Below are 17362 nucleotides of genomic sequence, written 5' to 3' on the forward strand. Positions count from 1 at the left end.
CTTTTTAGCTTTTCTTTAAATTAAGGACCAATTCTTCATCTGGTGTGACATAAACTGTTTGCTGATGATCATAAATGACAAATCCAGGTTTGGCTCCACTTGGTTTTTTGACGTATCGGACTTTTGTGTAGTCAACTGGTACGGAACTAGAGTTTCTAGCTTTGCTGAAATAGGCTGCAAGCATGGCAGCTTCTTTAATTGTTTGTTCAATTGGTTCCTTGCTTCGAATCACCACGTGAGAACCCGGAATATCCTTTGTATGAAGCCAAATTTCATCCCTTGCCGCAAGCTTATTCGTTAAATAATCATTTTGTTTATTATTTTTACCTACCAAAATTTCCGTGTGATCGCTAGATTGGAACAGATCCAGGACGGGCTTGGCATTCTGTACCTTTTTCCCGCCGCGCTTTTGTCGATCACGAATATAACCGCCTTCTGCGAGCTCTTCGCGAATCTCCTGTAAATCCTTTGGCGAGGCTGACTGCACCTGCTGCAGCAAATTATCAAAATAAGCGGCTTCATCCTTTGCGTGGGCAATTTGCTCGTTCACGATTAAAATGGCATTTTTTGCTTTTTGATATTTTGAAAAATACTTTTGCGCATTTTCTGACGGGGATTTCCTTTGGTCCAGCGGAATCTTGATCGTTCCGCCCGCTTCATCATAATAATTGAGCACTTCGATTTCCTTCATACCTTTTTTTACGGCATAAAGATTGGCCGTTAACAGTTCTCCATAGCGCTGAAAGGTATCCGCCTGCTGGGCATCCTTTAAAGTAGCTTCAAGCTTTTCAATCTTCTTTTCGTTTTTTTCCTTTTCATTGCTAATGAACCGCTCAATATCATGACCTTGCTGTTTAACCCGGTCACGTTCCGCTTTGCCGAAATAAAAGCGGTCAAGCATTTCACTGAGTGAGGAAAATGTTTTAACCATGCCTTTTATATGTTCCAGCGGAAACAAATAAAAAACTTCTCTGGCTTCTGCCGTCATGATGGCTGGCTGAAGCTCGTCCCCTTCAATTTTTTTCATTAGGGCAACAAATTGTTTTGGAACTGTTGTCCGGTTTGCCAGTCCGCTTGTATAAATGACTTCTTTGGCGAAAAGCGGTGAAACCCCTGCGAATTGTTGTACTAACTGCCTGTCCAGCTTTCCGGCATTGAAATCTAAACTTCTTAAGACATCTTCCTCATCCGCCATAAAGGGATTCTGCTTATGCTGCTCCGGTGGAAAAACATAGGCTTGCCCCGGTAAAATGGCCCGATGGCTGTTCACAGCAAAGGAGATATGCTTGATGCTGTCGAGAATTAGGTTCCGTGTTTTATCGACGACGATAATATTGCTGTGCTTTCCCATAATTTCAATGATAAGCTGCTTGTAACTAATATCGCCGATTTCATTGCGCCCCTTAATTTCGAAAATAATGATCCGGTCATTTTCTATTTGATACACTTCTTCTAATATATGTCCCTCGATATGCTTTCGTAAAAGCATACAGAACATTGGAGGCTCGCTCGGATTATCATATGCTTCAGTGGTTAACTGCACCCTTGCATAGCTTGGATGTGCCGACAGCAGCAGTTTATGATTATTACCCCCTGCCCGGACTGTTAAAATCACTTCATTTTTATATGGCTGATGCACCTTATTAATTCGTCCGCCTTTTAACAGTCGGGAAAGCTCAAGGACCATTGCTTTTGTAAATAAACCATCGAATGACATTGAAAAAACATCCTTTTCTAGATAACTATAATGCTTACATTATATCCTACTTTATTAAATTCTGTCTTATTTTACACTAACGAATGAATCCCTAGCATTTTTTTGGACGACCCTGAATAAGCTTTCTTTAGAGGTCAGCCTACAAGGATTAACGGAAACACATGTTTAATCCTTTACATTAGAGTCGATACAAGGGGGAAGTGAGATGGTCGGATGAAGTTCCATGAGATGGAGATCAAACAAGTAGAAAAGGCCTTAGAAACCGACTTTTCAACGGGGTTAACAACAGAGGAAGTGAAGGAAAGGACAAGGCGGCACGGGTATAATGAATTAGCGGAAGGCGAAAAGCAATCTGCTTTGCTGCTATTCTTCAGTCAATTTAAAGATTTTATGGTTTTGGTACTCCTTGCGGCTACCTTGATTTCCGGGCTGCTTGGCGAATATATCGATGCCGTTGCAATCATCGCGATTGTTATTTTAAATGGGATTCTTGGCTTCTACCAAGAAAGACGGGCGGAGAAATCACTTCAGGCTTTAAAGGAATTATCAGCTCCGCAGGTTTCTGTACTAAGAGACGGACATTGGACGAAGGTTCCGTCAAAGGAAATTGTCCTCGGGGATATTTTGAAGTTTTCTAGCGGTGATAGAATTGGTGCGGATGTCCGTGTTATAGAATCAAACAGTTTAGAAATTGAAGAGTCGGCGTTGACTGGTGAGTCGGTTCCGGTAGCAAAGCATACTGATTGTTTAACGAATCCAAATCCAGGGATTGGCGATATGGAAAATACCGCTTTTATGGGTACGATGGTAACCCGCGGCAGCGGAGTTGGCGTTGTCATGGCAACAGGAATGAAAACAGCAATGGGGCAAATTGCCGGACTGCTGCAAAGTGCTGAATCACAAGAGACTCCTTTGCAAAGGCGCCTTGAGCAGTTAGGGAAAATTTTAATAACCGTTGCTTTATTTCTGACAGTCCTGGTTGTTGTTATTGGGATTATGAGGGGCCATGAAATATATGAAATGTTCCTTGCCGGGGTATCATTAGCAGTAGCTGCCATACCTGAAGGACTTCCAGCAATCGTGACAGTGGCATTATCGCTCGGGGTTCAAAAGATGATCAGGCAAAAGGCGATCGTCCGGAAGCTCCCCGCTGTTGAAACATTGGGCTGTGCCTCTGTGATCTGCTCTGATAAGACGGGAACGATGACGCAAAACAAAATGACAGTTACACATTTATGGAGCGGTGAACAGACATGGTCAGTTGATGGAATCGGCTACCAGCCAACAGGTGATTTTTACCGGAATAAACAAAAAGTTAATCCGAAAGAGGAAAAAGCGTTACAGCAAATGCTTATTTTCGGGATGTTGTGCAACCATTCAGAAATTTACCAAGAGGAAGATGAGTATATTCTTGACGGAGACCCGACAGAGGGGGCATTGCTAGTAAGTGCTATGAAAGCTGGGTTCAACCGTTCGAGGTTATTGGAAGAATTTACGATTATAAAAGAATTTCCGTTTGATTCAGCAAGGAAAATGATGAGTATTCATGTGAAGGATAGGCAAGGAAGGCATTTTATCGTCACAAAAGGTGCCCCGGATGTTGTACTTGGGATTTGTGAATCAGTGCTCTGGGATGGAAGAAGCCAATTCATAAACCAAGATAAGCAGACTAAGGTTCAGAATGCCGTCAATCAATTGGCATCTAATGCTCTAAGAACGATTGCGATTGCGTTTAAACCGATTTCATCCAATACGATCATTTTAAGTGAGCAGGAAGCAGAGAATAAGCTGACGTTAATCGGGATACAAGGTATGATCGACCCGCCAAGACCGGAAGTGAAGGATGCAGTAGCGGAATGTAAGGCAGCGGGGATAAAAACGGTCATGATTACAGGCGACCATGTCATTACCGCAAAAGCTATCGCAACCCAGCTGGGGATCCTTACGAAGAAGAGCAAGGTAATCGAGGGGAAAGAACTATCACAAATGTCAGTGGATGAGCTTGAGGCTGTTGTTGAAGATGTATCCGTATTTGCCCGAGTTTCCCCTGAGCATAAATTAAAAATTGTAAAAGCACTGCAAAATCGCGGTCATATTGTAGCAATGACAGGTGACGGTGTAAATGACGCACCAGCCATTAAAGCGGCCGACATCGGCGTAGCTATGGGGATTACTGGGACCGATGTAGCCAAAGAGGCCTCTTCACTTGTTTTGTTGGATGATAACTTTGCTACTATAAAGGCTGCGATTAAAGAAGGCAGAAATATTTATGAAAATATCCGCAAATTTGTCCGTTATCTGCTCGCATCTAATGTTGGAGAAATTTTGGTGATGTTATTTGCGATGATCTTGGGAATGCCTTTGCCATTAGTACCGATTCAAATTCTTTGGGTCAATTTAGTGACGGACGGATTGCCGGCCATGGCTCTTGGATTGGATCAGCCGGAGGAAAATGTTATGAAGCGCGGACCTAGAAGTCCGAATGAAGGGGTCTTCTCCCGCGGTTTGGGCTGGAAGGTAATATCACGCGGGTTTTTAATCGGTATTGTTACATTAATTGCTTTCATAATCGCCTACCACGACGATCCGAATGAATTAGAGTATGCACAGACAATTGCCTTTGCAACCCTTGTTATGGCGCAGCTGATTCATGTCTTTGACTGTCGCAGTGAAATCTCAGTATTATCAAGAAACCCATTTGGAAACAAATATCTTGTTTGGGCTGTTATTTCTTCAATGGCCTTAATGTTTGCAGTTATTTATTACCCGCCATTACAACCGGTATTCCACACATTGCCAATAGAAGCAGAAGATTGGCTGTTAATTCTAGGTTTATCTTCAATTCCAACTTTTTTACTAGCAGGTTCATTTTTGTTAAGAAAAACAAAATAAAGTATGTTATAATCCAAAAGGTAATAGATTCATGCTATTACCTTTTGGATTTTTTACCTTAAATAGCCTTTCAAAGAATGGATGTGCAAGTAAATGGTAATTAGTATGACGGGCTTTGGAAGAGGAAAGGCAGAGTCGGATGCTTTTATAGTAAATGTCGAAATAAAAACCGTGAATCATCGTTTTTGTGAAATGAATATACGGATGCCAAGGCAGCTGTTAACGATTGAAGATAAAATAAAAAAGAAAATAAACGAACATATTCGCCGCGGCAGAGTAGAAGCATATGTCAGCCTGGAGGGTGAAGGAGTTGTTACCCGTAAAATCCATGTTGATTGGCAGCTGCTCGATGATTACTATCAATTTATTAAGCAAGCCCGAAGCATGTACGGAATTGAAGGAACAGTCACTATTCAAGATTTGCTCAGCCATAAAGAGCTAATACATATTGAAGAAAATGAAGCTGAAAATGAAGGGTTTGAGGAGTTAGTTCTGCGGGCAGTTGAAGCAGCTGTCATGCAGCTTAAACAAATGCGATTGTCCGAGGGGAAGGAACTAAAAATTGACCTGGAGGCAATAATAGCCGAGCTGGAAGCGATTGTGACGGAACTAGAGGAATATGCTCCAATTGTTGTCCAGTTGTATAAAGAACGTGTGACAAAGAGAATGCAGGACTATTTGAATGGACAATTAGATGACGCGAGAATTTTAACTGAGGTTGCCATTTTTGCCGAAAAGGCCGATATCAATGAAGAAATCATCAGGTTAAAAAGTCATATTGTGCAATTTCTTCAAACCTTGCATGTTCCGGAACCAATTGGAAGAAAACTAGATTTTCTTGTTCAGGAAATGAACCGCGAGGCTAATACAATCGGTTCGAAGGCAAATGATTCAAACATTGCTAAAAAAGTAGTGGAAATGAAAAGCTTGCTTGAAAAGCTGAAGGAACAAGTACAAAATATCGAGTAGAATGGTTTACAAACAGATTGACACGGTCAAAATATTATTATTGATGATTGGATGGTTACTATGGGGATTAAATTAATCAATATTGGATTTGGAAATATTGTTTCGGCTAATCGAATTATTTCAATTGTCAGTCCGGAGTCTGCGCCAATCAAAAGAATTATTCAAGATGCACGGGACCGTGGGTCATTGATAGATGCAACTTACGGGAGGCGAACCCGGGCGGTAATTGTGATGGACAGCGATCATGTTATTCTATCAGCTGTACAGCCGGAAACGGTTGCCCATCGTTTAACGGACCGTGATGAGACTATTGAGGAAGGGTAGGATTTTTTAAATGCAGGAAAAAGGATTACTCATTGTACTTTCCGGGCCATCTGGGGTGGGAAAAGGGACGGTTAGAAAGGAAATCTTTTCGCAGGAAGATACTGCGTTTGAATACTCGATTTCGGTCACTACCCGTAAACCACGTGAAGGCGAGGTGGATGGGATAGATTATTTCTTCAGAACGAGAGAGGAATTTGAGACCTTAATCAGGAATGGGAAACTTCTCGAGTATGCCGAGTTCGTAGGCAACTATTATGGTACACCGGTCGATTACGTTCGGCAGACGCTTGATGAAGGGAAGGACGTATTTCTTGAGATTGAAGTTAAAGGTGCTCGTCAAGTCCGTGAAAAGTTCCCTGAAGGCCTATTTATTTTCCTTATGCCGCCAAGCCTGTCCGAATTGAAAAATCGGATTGTCACCAGGGGGACAGAGACTGAAGACATCATTCATAATCGAATGTTAACTGCCCGTGAAGAAATAGAAATGATGGAATTGTATGATTACGTCGTTGTTAATGATCAAGTGGAGCTCGCATGTGAGCGGATTAAATCGATTGTGGTGGCAGAACATTGCCGCCGTGAAAGAGTAGAACATGTCTACAAAAAATTGCTGGAGGTTGAGTAAGAATGTTATATCCATCGATTGATTCATTATTAGAAAAGATTGATTCAAAATATTCGCTAGTATCTGTTGCGGCAAAGCGTGCCAGAGTCATGCAGGTGGAAAAAGATGAAAGGCTGCCAAAGTATGTTTCCTATAAATATGTAGGCAAAGCGCTCGAGGAAATTTATAGCGGGGAACTTACGTATCGAATTGCCAAAAAAGCAGAAACACCTGCAAACTCATAATTACATTTAATTATACTTAAACGATAATCAAGGTCTGACATCCTTCAACGTCAGCCTTTTTTATTTGGATTTTTATGTCGAATGCAAAGGAAAATTAGTGAAAAATTTTTTTTGTTCCATCATAATAGAAATAAGAAAGAAACGTGGGGGATTTGATGATGGTTATGGAAAAGAAAATATTATTATGCGTAACGGGGGGAATCGCTGTCTACAAGGCTGCAGCTTTGACAAGTAAGCTTATCCAAGCAGGGGCCAGTGTCAAAGTTATTTTAAGCGAATCAGCGGCAAAGTTTGTTACCCCACTAACCTTTCAGGCATTATCCCGCAACGAGGTTTATACGGATACCTTTGACGAAAAAAATCCGCAGGTCATCGCCCATATTGATCTGGCTGATTGGGCTGACTTGATCCTTGTTGCCCCGGCAACGGCAAATACAATCGCAAAATTAGCGGGAGGAATCGCGGATAATATGATTACTACGACGTTACTTGCGACCACCGCTCCGGTGTGGGTCGCCCCTGCGATGAATGTCCATATGTATGACCATCCTGCCGTTAAAAAGAACCTTTCCATATTGGCGGAGTACGGCTATCAATTTATTGAGCCAAGTGAGGGGTATCTTGCCTGCGGCTACGTTGGTAAAGGACGTTTAGAGGAGCCGGAGAAAATTGTAGAAATTATGAAGCAATATTTTACTAATAAAAACAACCAGCCTTTAAAGGGAAAAACAGTGTTAATTACAGCGGGACCAACACGAGAAAAAATTGACCCGGTGCGGTATATCACCAATCATTCCAGCGGGAAAATGGGCTATGCTATCGCCGAGGAGGCGAAAAAGCAGGGGGCCCGGGTTGTTTTAGTGTCGGGTCCTGTCCATTTAGAAAGTCCAAAAGGAATAGAAGTTATTAAAGTGGAAAGTGCTGAAGAAATGTACAACACCGTTCTTGAGTTTTTCGATCTAGCGGATCTCGTCATTAAGACAGCGGCAGTTGCTGACTACCGTCCTAAACAGGCGTACGATCATAAGGTAAAAAAACAAGCTGGTGACAGTATCCTTGAGCTTGAAAGGACAAAGGATATTCTGCTTGAGCTTGGGAAAAGAAAAAAGAATCAGGTGCTCATCGGTTTCGCAGCAGAAACAAACAATGTTGCGGAATACGCTCAGAAAAAACTAGAAAAGAAAAATGCTGACATGATTGTCGCAAATAATGTAAAGGCCGAAGGGGCCGGGTTTGGAACCGATACAAATATAGTTACCTTATTTAAACGCGACGGTACTGCTTTAGAATTGCCGATTATGTCAAAAGCGGCCGTTGCGGAGAGAATCATGATTGAAGCTACCTCACTTTTGAAGGAAATGGGAAGAAATGAAAATCGCTAATGTGATTGTCGATGTTCCAACAAAACAAACGGACCGGCCATTTGACTACATCATTCCAAAAGAATGGGAAAATGTGATTCAACCTGGGATGAGAATAGTAGTTCCGTTTGGTCCAAGAAAAATCCAAGGGTTTGTAACGGACATTAAAGCCGGCTCGGAGGTAAAACAGCTGCGGGAAATGATTGAACCGATGGACCTTGAACCGGTATTAAATAAGGAGTTATTGCATCTAGGTGAATGGTTAACGGAAACGACGTTATGTTTTAAAATTTTTGCTTATCAAGCAATGCTCCCTGCTGCTTTAAAAGCAAAGTATGAAAAAATGGTTAGACTTGCTCCGGGGATGAAGGCAGAATGCCTGCCGCAGAAGATTAAACCTTATTTTACCAACCATAAGAGTCTTGATTGGGAGGAAGCACTAAAGGATGGTTTAGTGTCTGTTTTGCAGCAGGAGGCAGCGAAAGGAAAACTTGAAGTCGTTTATGTTGTCAAGGAAAGGGTTAGGAAAAAGCAGGTGAAATTTGTCGGTCCGCTTTTTAGTGCTGCTGAGCTAGCTGTTGAAAAGGAAAAAATTCAGGCTAATGCTGAAAAACAAAAGCAGGTTTTAGATTACTTTATCGATCATCCTAATCCAATGGAATTACGAAAGCTGCTGCAAGAAACCAATGCCTCAGCCGCCACGGTTAAGGCTCTAGTTGCGAAAAAACTTCTTTTCGAAGAGGAAATGGAGGTATACCGTAATCCATTCGAGCATCGTACATTTGAGCACACATACCCATTGCCGTTAACGAATGCCCAAGCAGCTGCGATTAAACCCATTCATGCATCCATCGAGAGTCAGAAGCATGAAGTATTTTTACTCTATGGGGTTACAGGCAGCGGGAAAACCGAAATTTATCTTCAATCCATCCAAAAGGTCATAGAAAAAGGGCAGGAAGCAATTGTGCTTGTTCCAGAAATTTCCTTAACACCGCAGATGGTCAATCGTTTTAAAGGACGCTTCGGTGATTTGGTTGCAGTGCTGCACAGCGGTCTTTCCGCCGGGGAAAAGTATGATGAGTGGCGTAAAATTCAGCGCAAAGAAGTAAAGGTAGTTGTCGGTGCTCGGTCGGCAATTTTTGCTCCGTTTGAAAACATCGGCATTATTATTATTGATGAAGAGCATGAAACAAGCTACAAACAGGAGGATATGCCGCGCTATCATGCCCGCGATGTGGCGATTGAAAGGGCGAAAACATATCAATGTCCAGTCGTGCTGGGCAGTGCCACCCCTTCTTTGGAGTCATTTGCTAGAGCGCAAAAAAAGGTTTATCATTTGCTGACGCTGTCAAGCAGGATGAATGAGCGGCCGCTGCCTGCTGTAGACATTATCGATATGCGTGAAGAGCTTCGTGCCGGAAATCGGTCGATGTTCTCGCGAAAGCTTTTTGATATGTTGAAGGACAGGATTGAAAAGGGGCAGCAGTCCGTCTTATTTTTAAACAAGCGAGGGCACTCATCGTTTGTTATGTGCCGCGATTGTGGTTACGTCGTTAATTGTCCAAACTGCGATATTTCGCTGACCTACCATCGTGCCGGAAGCCGGATGAAATGTCACTATTGCGGTTATGAAAGTCATATACCTAAAGTCTGCCCGGAATGTTCAAGTGAATATATCCGTTATTTTGGCACTGGAACGCAAAAAGTCGAAGAGGAACTTGGGAAAATTCTTCCCGAAGCCAGGGTTATTCGCATGGATGTCGATACCACCGGGAGAAAAGGATCACATGAACGATTATTAAAGGAGTTTCAAGAAGGAAAAGCTGATATTTTATTGGGGACACAAATGATTGCCAAAGGATTGGATTTCCCTAATATTACCCTCGTTGGGGTTTTGTCGGCCGATACCATGCTTCATTTACCTGATTTTCGCTCATCGGAAAAAACCTTTCAACTATTGACACAAGTTAGCGGCCGGGCTGGAAGACATCAATTGCCCGGTGAAGTTGTGATCCAAACCTATACCCCAGAGCATTACAGCATAGAACTCGCCGGTACGCAAAACTATGATCTGTTTTATCAAAGGGAAATGATGATACGGAAACTTCATCATTATCCGCCGTTTTACTATTTAGCCCTGATTACATTAACACATGAACATTTAATGACGGTGGTAGCGGAAACAGAGAAAATAGTGCATTATGTTCGTTCGCAAGTTTCTAACCAAGCAGTGATTCTTGGACCGGCGGCATCACCAATCCCAAGGATTAATAATAGATATCGATATCAATGTCTGATAAAATACAAGCGGGAACCGAACTTAACCAGAATCTTGAAGAAAATACTTGACCAGTATCAAAAAGAGACAAAAAATGGTCTGCTGGTTTCGATTGATATTAACCCGTTTATCTTAATGTAATCTGGGCGAAAATGAAAATTAACCAGCCTCATATTATATATGATGGAGCATGACGGAGGAACTATTTTGGCGATACGAAAAATTGTAAACTATCCGGCAGAAATCCTTGAGCAGAAATGTAAAGAGGTAGTCAAGTTTGATAAAAAGCTTGCAAAAATGCTGGATGATATGTATGACACAATGATTGAATTTGACGGGGTGGGTCTTGCAGCGCCGCAAATTGGCTTGGATGCAAGAGTTGCGATTGTTGATATTGATGATGAATCAGGTACGATTGAAATGATTAATCCCCAAATATTACAACAAGAAGGTGAACAAACTGGGCCCGAAGGCTGTTTAAGCTTTCCCGGATTATATGGTGAGGTGACAAGGCCCAATTTTGTCAAAATTGAAGCGCTCGATCGGAAAGGCAGAAAATTTACGCTGGAAGCGGAAGGCTTCCTTGCCAGGGCGATTCAGCATGAAATTGATCATCTTAACGGGATCTTATTTACTTCGAAAGTCACCAGATATCTCGAGGAAGATGAGCTTGAAGGAGAAGATAGTGAATGACAAGGATAGTTTTTATGGGTACACCGGATTTTTCTGTCTCGGTCTTGCAGCAAATTATTCACGATGGCTATGAAATTATTGGGGTTGTTACTCAGCCGGACAGACCGGTCGGACGGAAAAAGGTTTTAACACCACCACCTGTAAAGGTAGAGGCATTAAAGCATAATATTCCTGTATTTCAGCCGGAAAAGATTCGTGAACACGAGGAACTGGAAAAAATCCTTGCCCTACAACCGGACTTAATTGTTACAGCAGCATTTGGACAAATTTTACCGAAGGAATTGCTTGATGCTCCAAAACATGGTTGTATCAATGTCCATGCCTCCCTGTTGCCTGAGCTTCGCGGAGGCGCTCCGATCCATTATGCGATTCTCCAAGGCAAGGAAAAAACAGGCATCACGATAATGTATATGGCGGAAAAACTGGATGCAGGCGATATATTAACGGTTATTGAGGTTCCGATAACTGAAGAGGATAACGTCGGGACATTACATGATAAGTTAAGCGCCGCGGGGGCAAAATTGTTATCAGAAACATTGCCAAAGCTTTTGGAAGGCAGTCTGACACCAATTCCGCAAAATGACGCACAAGCTACCTTTGCTCCAAATATAAAAAGAGAGCAAGAAAAAATCAATTGGAGCAAATCGGGTGAAGAAATCTACAATCACATCCGCGGTTTGAATCCTTGGCCGGTGGCCTTTACAACATTAAATGGGCAAGTGGTGAAAATTTGGCAGGCTGAGAAGTTGCGAAATGCCTCAACCGCAGGCGAGCCTGGGAAAATTATTGAAATAGCACCAGATGGATTGATTGTTCAAAGCGGAAATGATACCGCCATTAAAATAATTGAGCTGCAGCCTTCCGGAAAAACCAAAATGAAAACCGAGCAATTTTTACGAGGAGCTGGCGCAAAACTTACCGCAGGCAGTAAATTAGGAGAATAATATGACGATAAAAACAAAAAAGAATGTACGAGAGATAGCAATGGATCTCCTTGTCACTATTGAGAAAAACCAATCCTACAGTAATTTGCTGCTAAACAATGTAATAGAAAAAAATCAATTATCTCCTATCGACATTGGCTTACTAACGGAATTGACATATGGGACATTACAACGACGGATGGCGCTCGACTTCTTTTTACAGCCATTCATTAAAGACAATAAAAAGTTAGCAAATTGGATTCATCATTTATTAAGACTCACCTTGTATCAAATGGTTTACCTCGATCGCATTCCAGACAGGGCAGCTATTTATGAAGCAGTGGAAATTGCTAAAAGCCGCGGGCATAAAGGGATAGCCAGTTTGGTAAATGGAGTATTAAGAAGCATTCAACGAAAAGGACTTCCATCTTTTAATGAGGTTCCTGACCGAATCGAAAGATTGTCACTTGAAACGAGTCACCCATTATGGCTTGTGAACCGATGGGTTAACCAATTTGGTTATGACAAAACAAAAGAAATGTGTGAAATGAATTTAACAGCACCAATGCAAACAGCTAGGATTAATCTTACAAAGATTACCCGAGATGAATGTGCAGCGATTCTGGAAGAGGATGGTTTTGAAATCGAAAAAAGCTCGATCATTCCTGAGGCAATTAGGTCGTTAAAGGGAAATTTGGCTTCCACAATTGCCTTTAAATATGGAATGTTAACGATTCAAGATGAAAGCTCGATGCTTGCTGCCTATGCATTAGGGGCTATGGAAAACGAATTTATCCTTGATGCTTGTGCAGCCCCTGGAGGGAAAAGTACGCATATCGCTGAAAAAATGAATAATACTGGTGAAGTAATTTCGGTTGATCTGCATCAGCATAAAGTAAAATTAATTAATGAAAATGCCCGCCGGTTAGGGCTGTCCAATATAAAAACAAATGTTTCCGACTCAAGAGATATACAAGAAAAGTTCAAGGATGAGTCATTCAATCGAATCCTGCTTGATGCTCCATGCTCTGGCCTTGGGGTGATGAGAAGAAAGCCTGACATGAAATATACGAAAGCGGAAAAAGATATAGAACGGTTAAGCAGCATTCAACAAGAGCTGCTAACGTCAGTAGCGCCTTTATTGAAAAAAGGCGGCGTTCTTGTATATAGTACCTGTACAGTAGATAAACAAGAAAATGAAGACACAGTAAAGACATTTTTAGAAAATAATCCGGATTTTGAAGGAGATTTGTCATTTAAACAACGTATGCCAGAAGCAATTCAACCGCTAATTTCTGGATATGACCTGCAAATATTCCCGCAGGATTTTGGCTCTGATGGATTTTATATCGCAGCATTAAGAAAAGTGTAAGCGCCTTGCCCAGGGGCGCGGGGCTAGACGAGCCGGCGAGAAGGTTGTTCCATAACCTTCTTGACGGATTGGCTGTAGACCCAGCAAGCCCCTAGGCGCTGAAGCTAGACAAGAGAAAGAAGGTGTAACAGTTGGAACACTTACCTACAACTGAGACAAAGACAAGCGAGACAGAAAAGAAAAAATCAATCTATTCATTGCAGCTGCATGAATTAAAAGAATGGCTTCAGGAAAACGGCGAAAAGCCTTTTCGGGCAGAACAAATATTCGATTGGTTATATAAAAAGCGTGAAACTGCTTTCGAGGATATGAGCAACTTATCAAAGGGACTTAGAGAAAAGCTTGCAACCCAATTTGAAATCACGACATTAAATACAGTCATTCAGCAAACATCATCCGATGGAACCATCAAATTCTTGTTTGAACTTCATGACGGCTATTCGATTGAAACGGTGCTGATGCGCCACGAATACGGGAATTCCGTTTGTGTGACGACACAAGTCGGCTGCCGGATTGGCTGTTCCTTTTGTGCCTCCACTCTTGGCGGTTTAAAGCGCCATCTAGAAGCTGGTGAAATTGTTGCCCAAGTTGTTAAAGTACAAAAAGCACTGGACGAATCCGATGAGCGGGTTAGTTCAGTTGTCATTATGGGAATTGGTGAGCCGTTTGACAATTACGATAACATGATGGCATTTTTGAAAATCGTCAACCATGACAAATCGTTAAATATCGGAGCACGCCATATTACTGTCTCAACAAGCGGGATTATACCGAAAATCTATAAATTTGCCGACGAGAACATGCAAATTAACTTTGCAATCTCACTGCACGCTCCCAATACTGAATTACGTACAAGATTAATGCCGATAAATAAGGCATATAAACTTGATGACTTAATGAAAGCTGTAAGGTATTATATCGATAAGACAGGGCGCCGTATAAGCTTTGAATATGGCCTTTTTGGCGGTGTCAATGATTCAACCGAACATGCTGAAGAATTAGCTGACTTAGTTAAAGGCCTTAAATGCCATGTGAATCTGATTCCTGTGAATTACGTACCGGAAAGAGATTATGTACGGACTCCAAAAGAAAAGATTTTCGCATTTGAAAAGACATTAAAAAATCGCGGCATTAATGTAACGATTCGCCGCGAGCAGGGTCACGACATTGATGCGGCATGCGGCCAGCTTCGTGCAAAGGAGCGAAAAGAGGAGACGAGGTGAAGGTATGAAAGCGGTATTTAAAACGGACAAAGGGAAGGTTCGTCTTCATAATGAAGATGCCGGCGGGGTCTTTGTCAATCAGGACGGCTGCCGCCTGGCCATTGTAGCAGATGGCATGGGCGGTCACCGTGCAGGTGATGTTGCAAGTGAAATGAGTGTTTCCTATTTAAAAAAGGAATGGGAAGAAACGAAGGGGATTTTAACGGCAGATGATGCCGAAAAATGGCTTAAAGAGCAGATCACTTTAGTAAATGATGTGCTCTTAGAACATGCTGTAAATAATTCTGAATGTGATGGTATGGGTACTACAATTGTTGCAGCGATTACGACTGACCGCTTTGCAACGTTAGCGAATATTGGGGATAGCAGAGGATATATTTTAAATGAATCTGGATTTAAGCAGATTACAGAGGATCATTCGCTTGTAAACGAATTAGTAAGGACAGGGCAAATTTCAAAGGAAGATGCGGAGCATCACCCAAGAAAGAATGTATTACTCCGGGCTTTAGGAACTGAAAAAATGGTTGAGATGGATATTAAAACGATTATTTTTGAAGAGGGAGATATTCTGTTATTATGTTCTGATGGTCTATCCAATAAAGTTTCTGAAACAGAAATGGCGGAAATCCTGTTAAATCAAGATGAGCTTGAGGAGAAAGCCGAAACGCTGGTTACGATTGCTAATGACAGCGGAGGGGAAGATAACATTACCTTGGTGATTGCGGAGTTTTCCGAAGGCTTTCGGGGTGATGTTTAAATGATGATTGGTAAACGTCTAAGCGGCCGCTATAAAATCTTAAATATCATTGGCGGCGGCGGCATGGCCAATGTTTATTTGGCACATGATATGATTCTTGACCGAGATGTAGCTGTAAAAATGCTGCGGCTTGACTTTGCAAATGACGAAGAGTTTATCAGACGGTTTCATCGGGAAGCTCAATCTGCTACAAGCCTTGCCCATCCGAATATCGTTAATATTTATGATGTCGGGGAAGAAAATGAGCTCTATTATATTGTTATGGAGTATGTTGATGGCCAAACACTCAAGCAATACATACAACAAAACTCGCCATTAAGAGTAGAAGAAGCAATCGGGATAATGAGACAATTGGCATCAGCGATTTCCCATGCTCACCATAATCATATTATTCATCGCGATATTAAACCGCATAATATTTTGATCGACCATTCTGGAAATGTGAAAATTACTGATTTTGGTATTGCGATGGCCCTAAGCGCCACAGCGATCACACAAACGAATTCGGTTTTAGGATCAGTTCATTATTTGTCACCGGAGCAGGCACGAGGCGGTATGGCAAATCGAAAATCAGATATTTATTCTTTGGGAATTGTAATGTTTGAGCTGGTAACCGGCAGGCTCCCTTTTTCAGGAGAATCGGCAGTTTCGATTGCCTTGAAGCACTTGCAATCAGAAACACCATCAGTACGTCGCTGGAATCCAAACATTCCCCAAAGTGTCGAAAATATCGTGTTAAAGGCTACCGCTAAGGACCCATTTCATCGTTATAACACTGTTGACGAAATGGAAGAGGACTTAAGGACGGCCCTCGACCCGGAGAGGATGAATGAACCAAAATTTAACATTCCTGATGATGATGAAGCAACGAAAGCAATTCCGATCATAACAAATGATAAACCATTGAAAAATTTAGATGAAACATTAGTTCATAGCAATGATAAAGTACCAGATAAACCCGCCGATACAGAAAAGAGCAGTAAAGAGCAAAATAAAAATAAAAAAAGAAAGAAATGGCCTATTGTTATCATTTCTATATTTCTAATTTTAGGTGTTTTAGGAGTATTATCCGCATTATTTCTACCGGGAATACTCGCTGCGAAGGATGTTAAAGTTCCTGACGTCAGCGGAATGGCAGCAGATGATGCCATTTCAAAATTAAAGCTGGAAGGTTTTTCGATTGATGAAAAAATTGAAATAACCGATGACGAAGTGAAAGAAGGTTTGGTCATTAAAACCAATCCAGCAGCCGGTGAAACGGTGAAGGAAAAAGCAGCTATTTCTATTTATATCAGCTTGGGTAAGGAAAAGTTCGAATTGTCTAATTACGTTGGGCGTAATTATGACGAAGTGACTCGTTTATTGGCAAATGATAATTTTAAATATATAAAGAAAATAGAGAAGCATGATGATAGTGAACCTGGAACTATTCTAAGCCAAAATTACCCTGATGGAGAAAAGGTTGTCCCTGAAGATACAACCCTGGAATTTGAAGTCAGCCAGGGACCGGAATCCATAGTATTAAGGGATTTAACCCAATATAGTTTAAAAGGGGCCCAAGACTATGCCGCATCGGTAGGACTGACCTTGGATGCCACACAGGAACAATATGATGACAAAGTTCCATCTGGTATGATTATTTCCCAATCGCCAAAAGAGGGCACCGAGCTTAAAAAGGGTGATAAGGTAACTGTGGTGATCTCCAAAGGGGAAAAACCGCCTAAAAAGGTAGTGAAAGAAATCACGATTCCATATGAGCCTGACCCGGAAAACCCTGATAAGGAAGAACATGTTGTGGTTTATATTGATGATATGAACCGGACAATGACAGAACCTTCAGATACGTTTACGATGAAAGAAACGAAAAAAATAACTATTGAATTAACAATTCCATACGGCAAAAAAGCCGGTTACCGGATTATGAAGGATAATAGCGTCTTTACGGAAGAAGTTATAAATTATTCAGATATTGACTAAATTTCGCAGGTTATTTTATAAATTGAG

14 protein-coding genes are annotated in these 17362 nt (G+C 41.6%); 13 read left to right on the forward strand and 1 reads right to left on the reverse strand.

What is annotated here, in order from left to right:
* Positions 1-4 precede the first annotated feature (4 nt).
* A complete protein-coding gene (locus tag A6749_RS21135) occupies positions 5-1717 on the reverse strand; it encodes an Rqc2 family fibronectin-binding protein (RefSeq protein WP_066395880.1) in 1713 nt (570 codons plus the stop codon).
* A gap of 213 nt (positions 1718-1930) precedes the next feature.
* Here A6749_RS21135 and A6749_RS21140 point away from each other — a divergent pair, with 213 nt between their 5' ends.
* The 13 genes from A6749_RS21140 to pknB all read left to right on the forward strand — a co-directional run bounded on the left by A6749_RS21140 (position 1931) and on the right by pknB (position 17335).
* Entirely contained in the window at positions 1931-4609 is a 2679-nt protein-coding gene (locus A6749_RS21140; RefSeq protein WP_066395883.1) for a calcium-translocating P-type ATPase, SERCA-type, read from the forward strand.
* Between the two features lie 93 nt (positions 4610-4702).
* Positions 4703-5578 carry a YicC/YloC family endoribonuclease gene (locus A6749_RS21145; RefSeq protein WP_066395887.1) on the forward strand — a complete coding sequence of 292 codons (876 nt, stop codon included), beginning with the start codon at positions 4703-4705 and terminating at the stop codon, positions 5576-5578.
* A gap of 60 nt (positions 5579-5638) precedes the next feature.
* Positions 5639-5902 (forward strand): extracellular matrix/biofilm regulator RemA, encoded by a 264-nt coding sequence (remA, locus tag A6749_RS21150; RefSeq protein ID WP_066395890.1) that lies wholly within the window; start codon positions 5639-5641, stop codon positions 5900-5902.
* Positions 5903-5912: 10 nt separating this feature from the next.
* Positions 5913-6527, forward strand: a complete 615-nt coding sequence (gene gmk / locus A6749_RS21155; protein WP_066395893.1) for a guanylate kinase — start codon at positions 5913-5915, stop codon at positions 6525-6527.
* 2 nt (positions 6528-6529) lie between these two features.
* Entirely contained in the window at positions 6530-6751 is a 222-nt protein-coding gene (rpoZ, locus tag A6749_RS21160; protein WP_066395895.1) for a DNA-directed RNA polymerase subunit omega, read from the forward strand.
* 158 nt (positions 6752-6909) lie between these two features.
* Positions 6910-8133 carry a bifunctional phosphopantothenoylcysteine decarboxylase/phosphopantothenate--cysteine ligase CoaBC gene (gene coaBC / locus A6749_RS21165; protein WP_066395904.1) on the forward strand — a complete coding sequence of 408 codons (1224 nt, stop codon included), beginning with the start codon at positions 6910-6912 and terminating at the stop codon, positions 8131-8133.
* Complete coding sequence (priA, locus tag A6749_RS21170) at positions 8120-10531, forward strand: primosomal protein N' (RefSeq protein WP_066395910.1); 2412 nt, start codon at positions 8120-8122, stop codon at positions 10529-10531. Before coaBC ends, priA begins: the two co-directional genes overlap by 14 nt.
* Before the next feature lie 66 nt (positions 10532-10597).
* Positions 10598-11083 (forward strand): peptide deformylase, encoded by a 486-nt coding sequence (def, locus tag A6749_RS21175; protein ID WP_066395919.1) that lies wholly within the window; start codon positions 10598-10600, stop codon positions 11081-11083.
* Complete coding sequence (fmt, locus tag A6749_RS21180) at positions 11080-12027, forward strand: methionyl-tRNA formyltransferase (RefSeq protein WP_066395923.1); 948 nt, start codon at positions 11080-11082, stop codon at positions 12025-12027. Before def ends, fmt begins: the two co-directional genes overlap by 4 nt.
* Before the next feature lies 1 nt (position 12028).
* Entirely contained in the window at positions 12029-13378 is a 1350-nt protein-coding gene (rsmB, locus tag A6749_RS21185; protein WP_066395928.1) for a 16S rRNA (cytosine(967)-C(5))-methyltransferase RsmB, read from the forward strand.
* A gap of 131 nt (positions 13379-13509) precedes the next feature.
* Entirely contained in the window at positions 13510-14601 is a 1092-nt protein-coding gene (rlmN, locus tag A6749_RS21190; protein ID WP_066395936.1) for a dual-specificity RNA methyltransferase RlmN, read from the forward strand.
* A 4-nt stretch (positions 14602-14605) separates the two neighbouring features.
* Entirely contained in the window at positions 14606-15358 is a 753-nt protein-coding gene (locus A6749_RS21195) for a Stp1/IreP family PP2C-type Ser/Thr phosphatase (protein ID WP_066395939.1), read from the forward strand.
* Positions 15359-17335 carry a Stk1 family PASTA domain-containing Ser/Thr kinase gene (gene pknB, locus A6749_RS21200; protein WP_066395941.1) on the forward strand — a complete coding sequence of 659 codons (1977 nt, stop codon included), beginning with the start codon at positions 15359-15361 and terminating at the stop codon, positions 17333-17335.
* Positions 17336-17362 lie beyond the last annotated feature (27 nt).

It is taken from the genome of Neobacillus mesonae, assembly GCF_001636315.1.
In the GTDB taxonomy this organism is placed as follows: domain Bacteria; phylum Bacillota; class Bacilli; order Bacillales; family Cytobacillaceae; genus Neobacillus; species Neobacillus mesonae.

Coding starts and splice junctions, on each gene's coding strand:
- pknB (WP_066395941.1), top strand. CDS start 15,359: ATGATGATTGGTAAACGTCTAAGCGGCCGCTATAAAATCTTAAATATC.
- A6749_RS21195 (WP_066395939.1), top strand. CDS start 14,606: ATGAAAGCGGTATTTAAAACGGACAAAGGGAAGGTTCGTCTTCATAAT.
- rpoZ (WP_066395895.1), top strand. CDS start 6,530: ATGTTATATCCATCGATTGATTCATTATTAGAAAAGATTGATTCAAAA.
- gmk (WP_066395893.1), top strand. CDS start 5,913: ATGCAGGAAAAAGGATTACTCATTGTACTTTCCGGGCCATCTGGGGTG.
- priA (WP_066395910.1), top strand. CDS start 8,120: ATGAAAATCGCTAATGTGATTGTCGATGTTCCAACAAAACAAACGGAC.
- coaBC (WP_066395904.1), top strand. CDS start 6,910: ATGGTTATGGAAAAGAAAATATTATTATGCGTAACGGGGGGAATCGCT.
- rsmB (WP_066395928.1), top strand. CDS start 12,029: ATGACGATAAAAACAAAAAAGAATGTACGAGAGATAGCAATGGATCTC.
- remA (WP_066395890.1), top strand. CDS start 5,639: ATGGGGATTAAATTAATCAATATTGGATTTGGAAATATTGTTTCGGCT.
- A6749_RS21145 (WP_066395887.1), top strand. CDS start 4,703: ATGGTAATTAGTATGACGGGCTTTGGAAGAGGAAAGGCAGAGTCGGAT.
- A6749_RS21135 (WP_066395880.1), bottom strand. CDS start 1,717: ATGTCATTCGATGGTTTATTTACAAAAGCAATGGTCCTTGAGCTTTCC.
- fmt (WP_066395923.1), top strand. CDS start 11,080: ATGACAAGGATAGTTTTTATGGGTACACCGGATTTTTCTGTCTCGGTC.
- A6749_RS21140 (WP_066395883.1), top strand. CDS start 1,931: ATGAAGTTCCATGAGATGGAGATCAAACAAGTAGAAAAGGCCTTAGAA.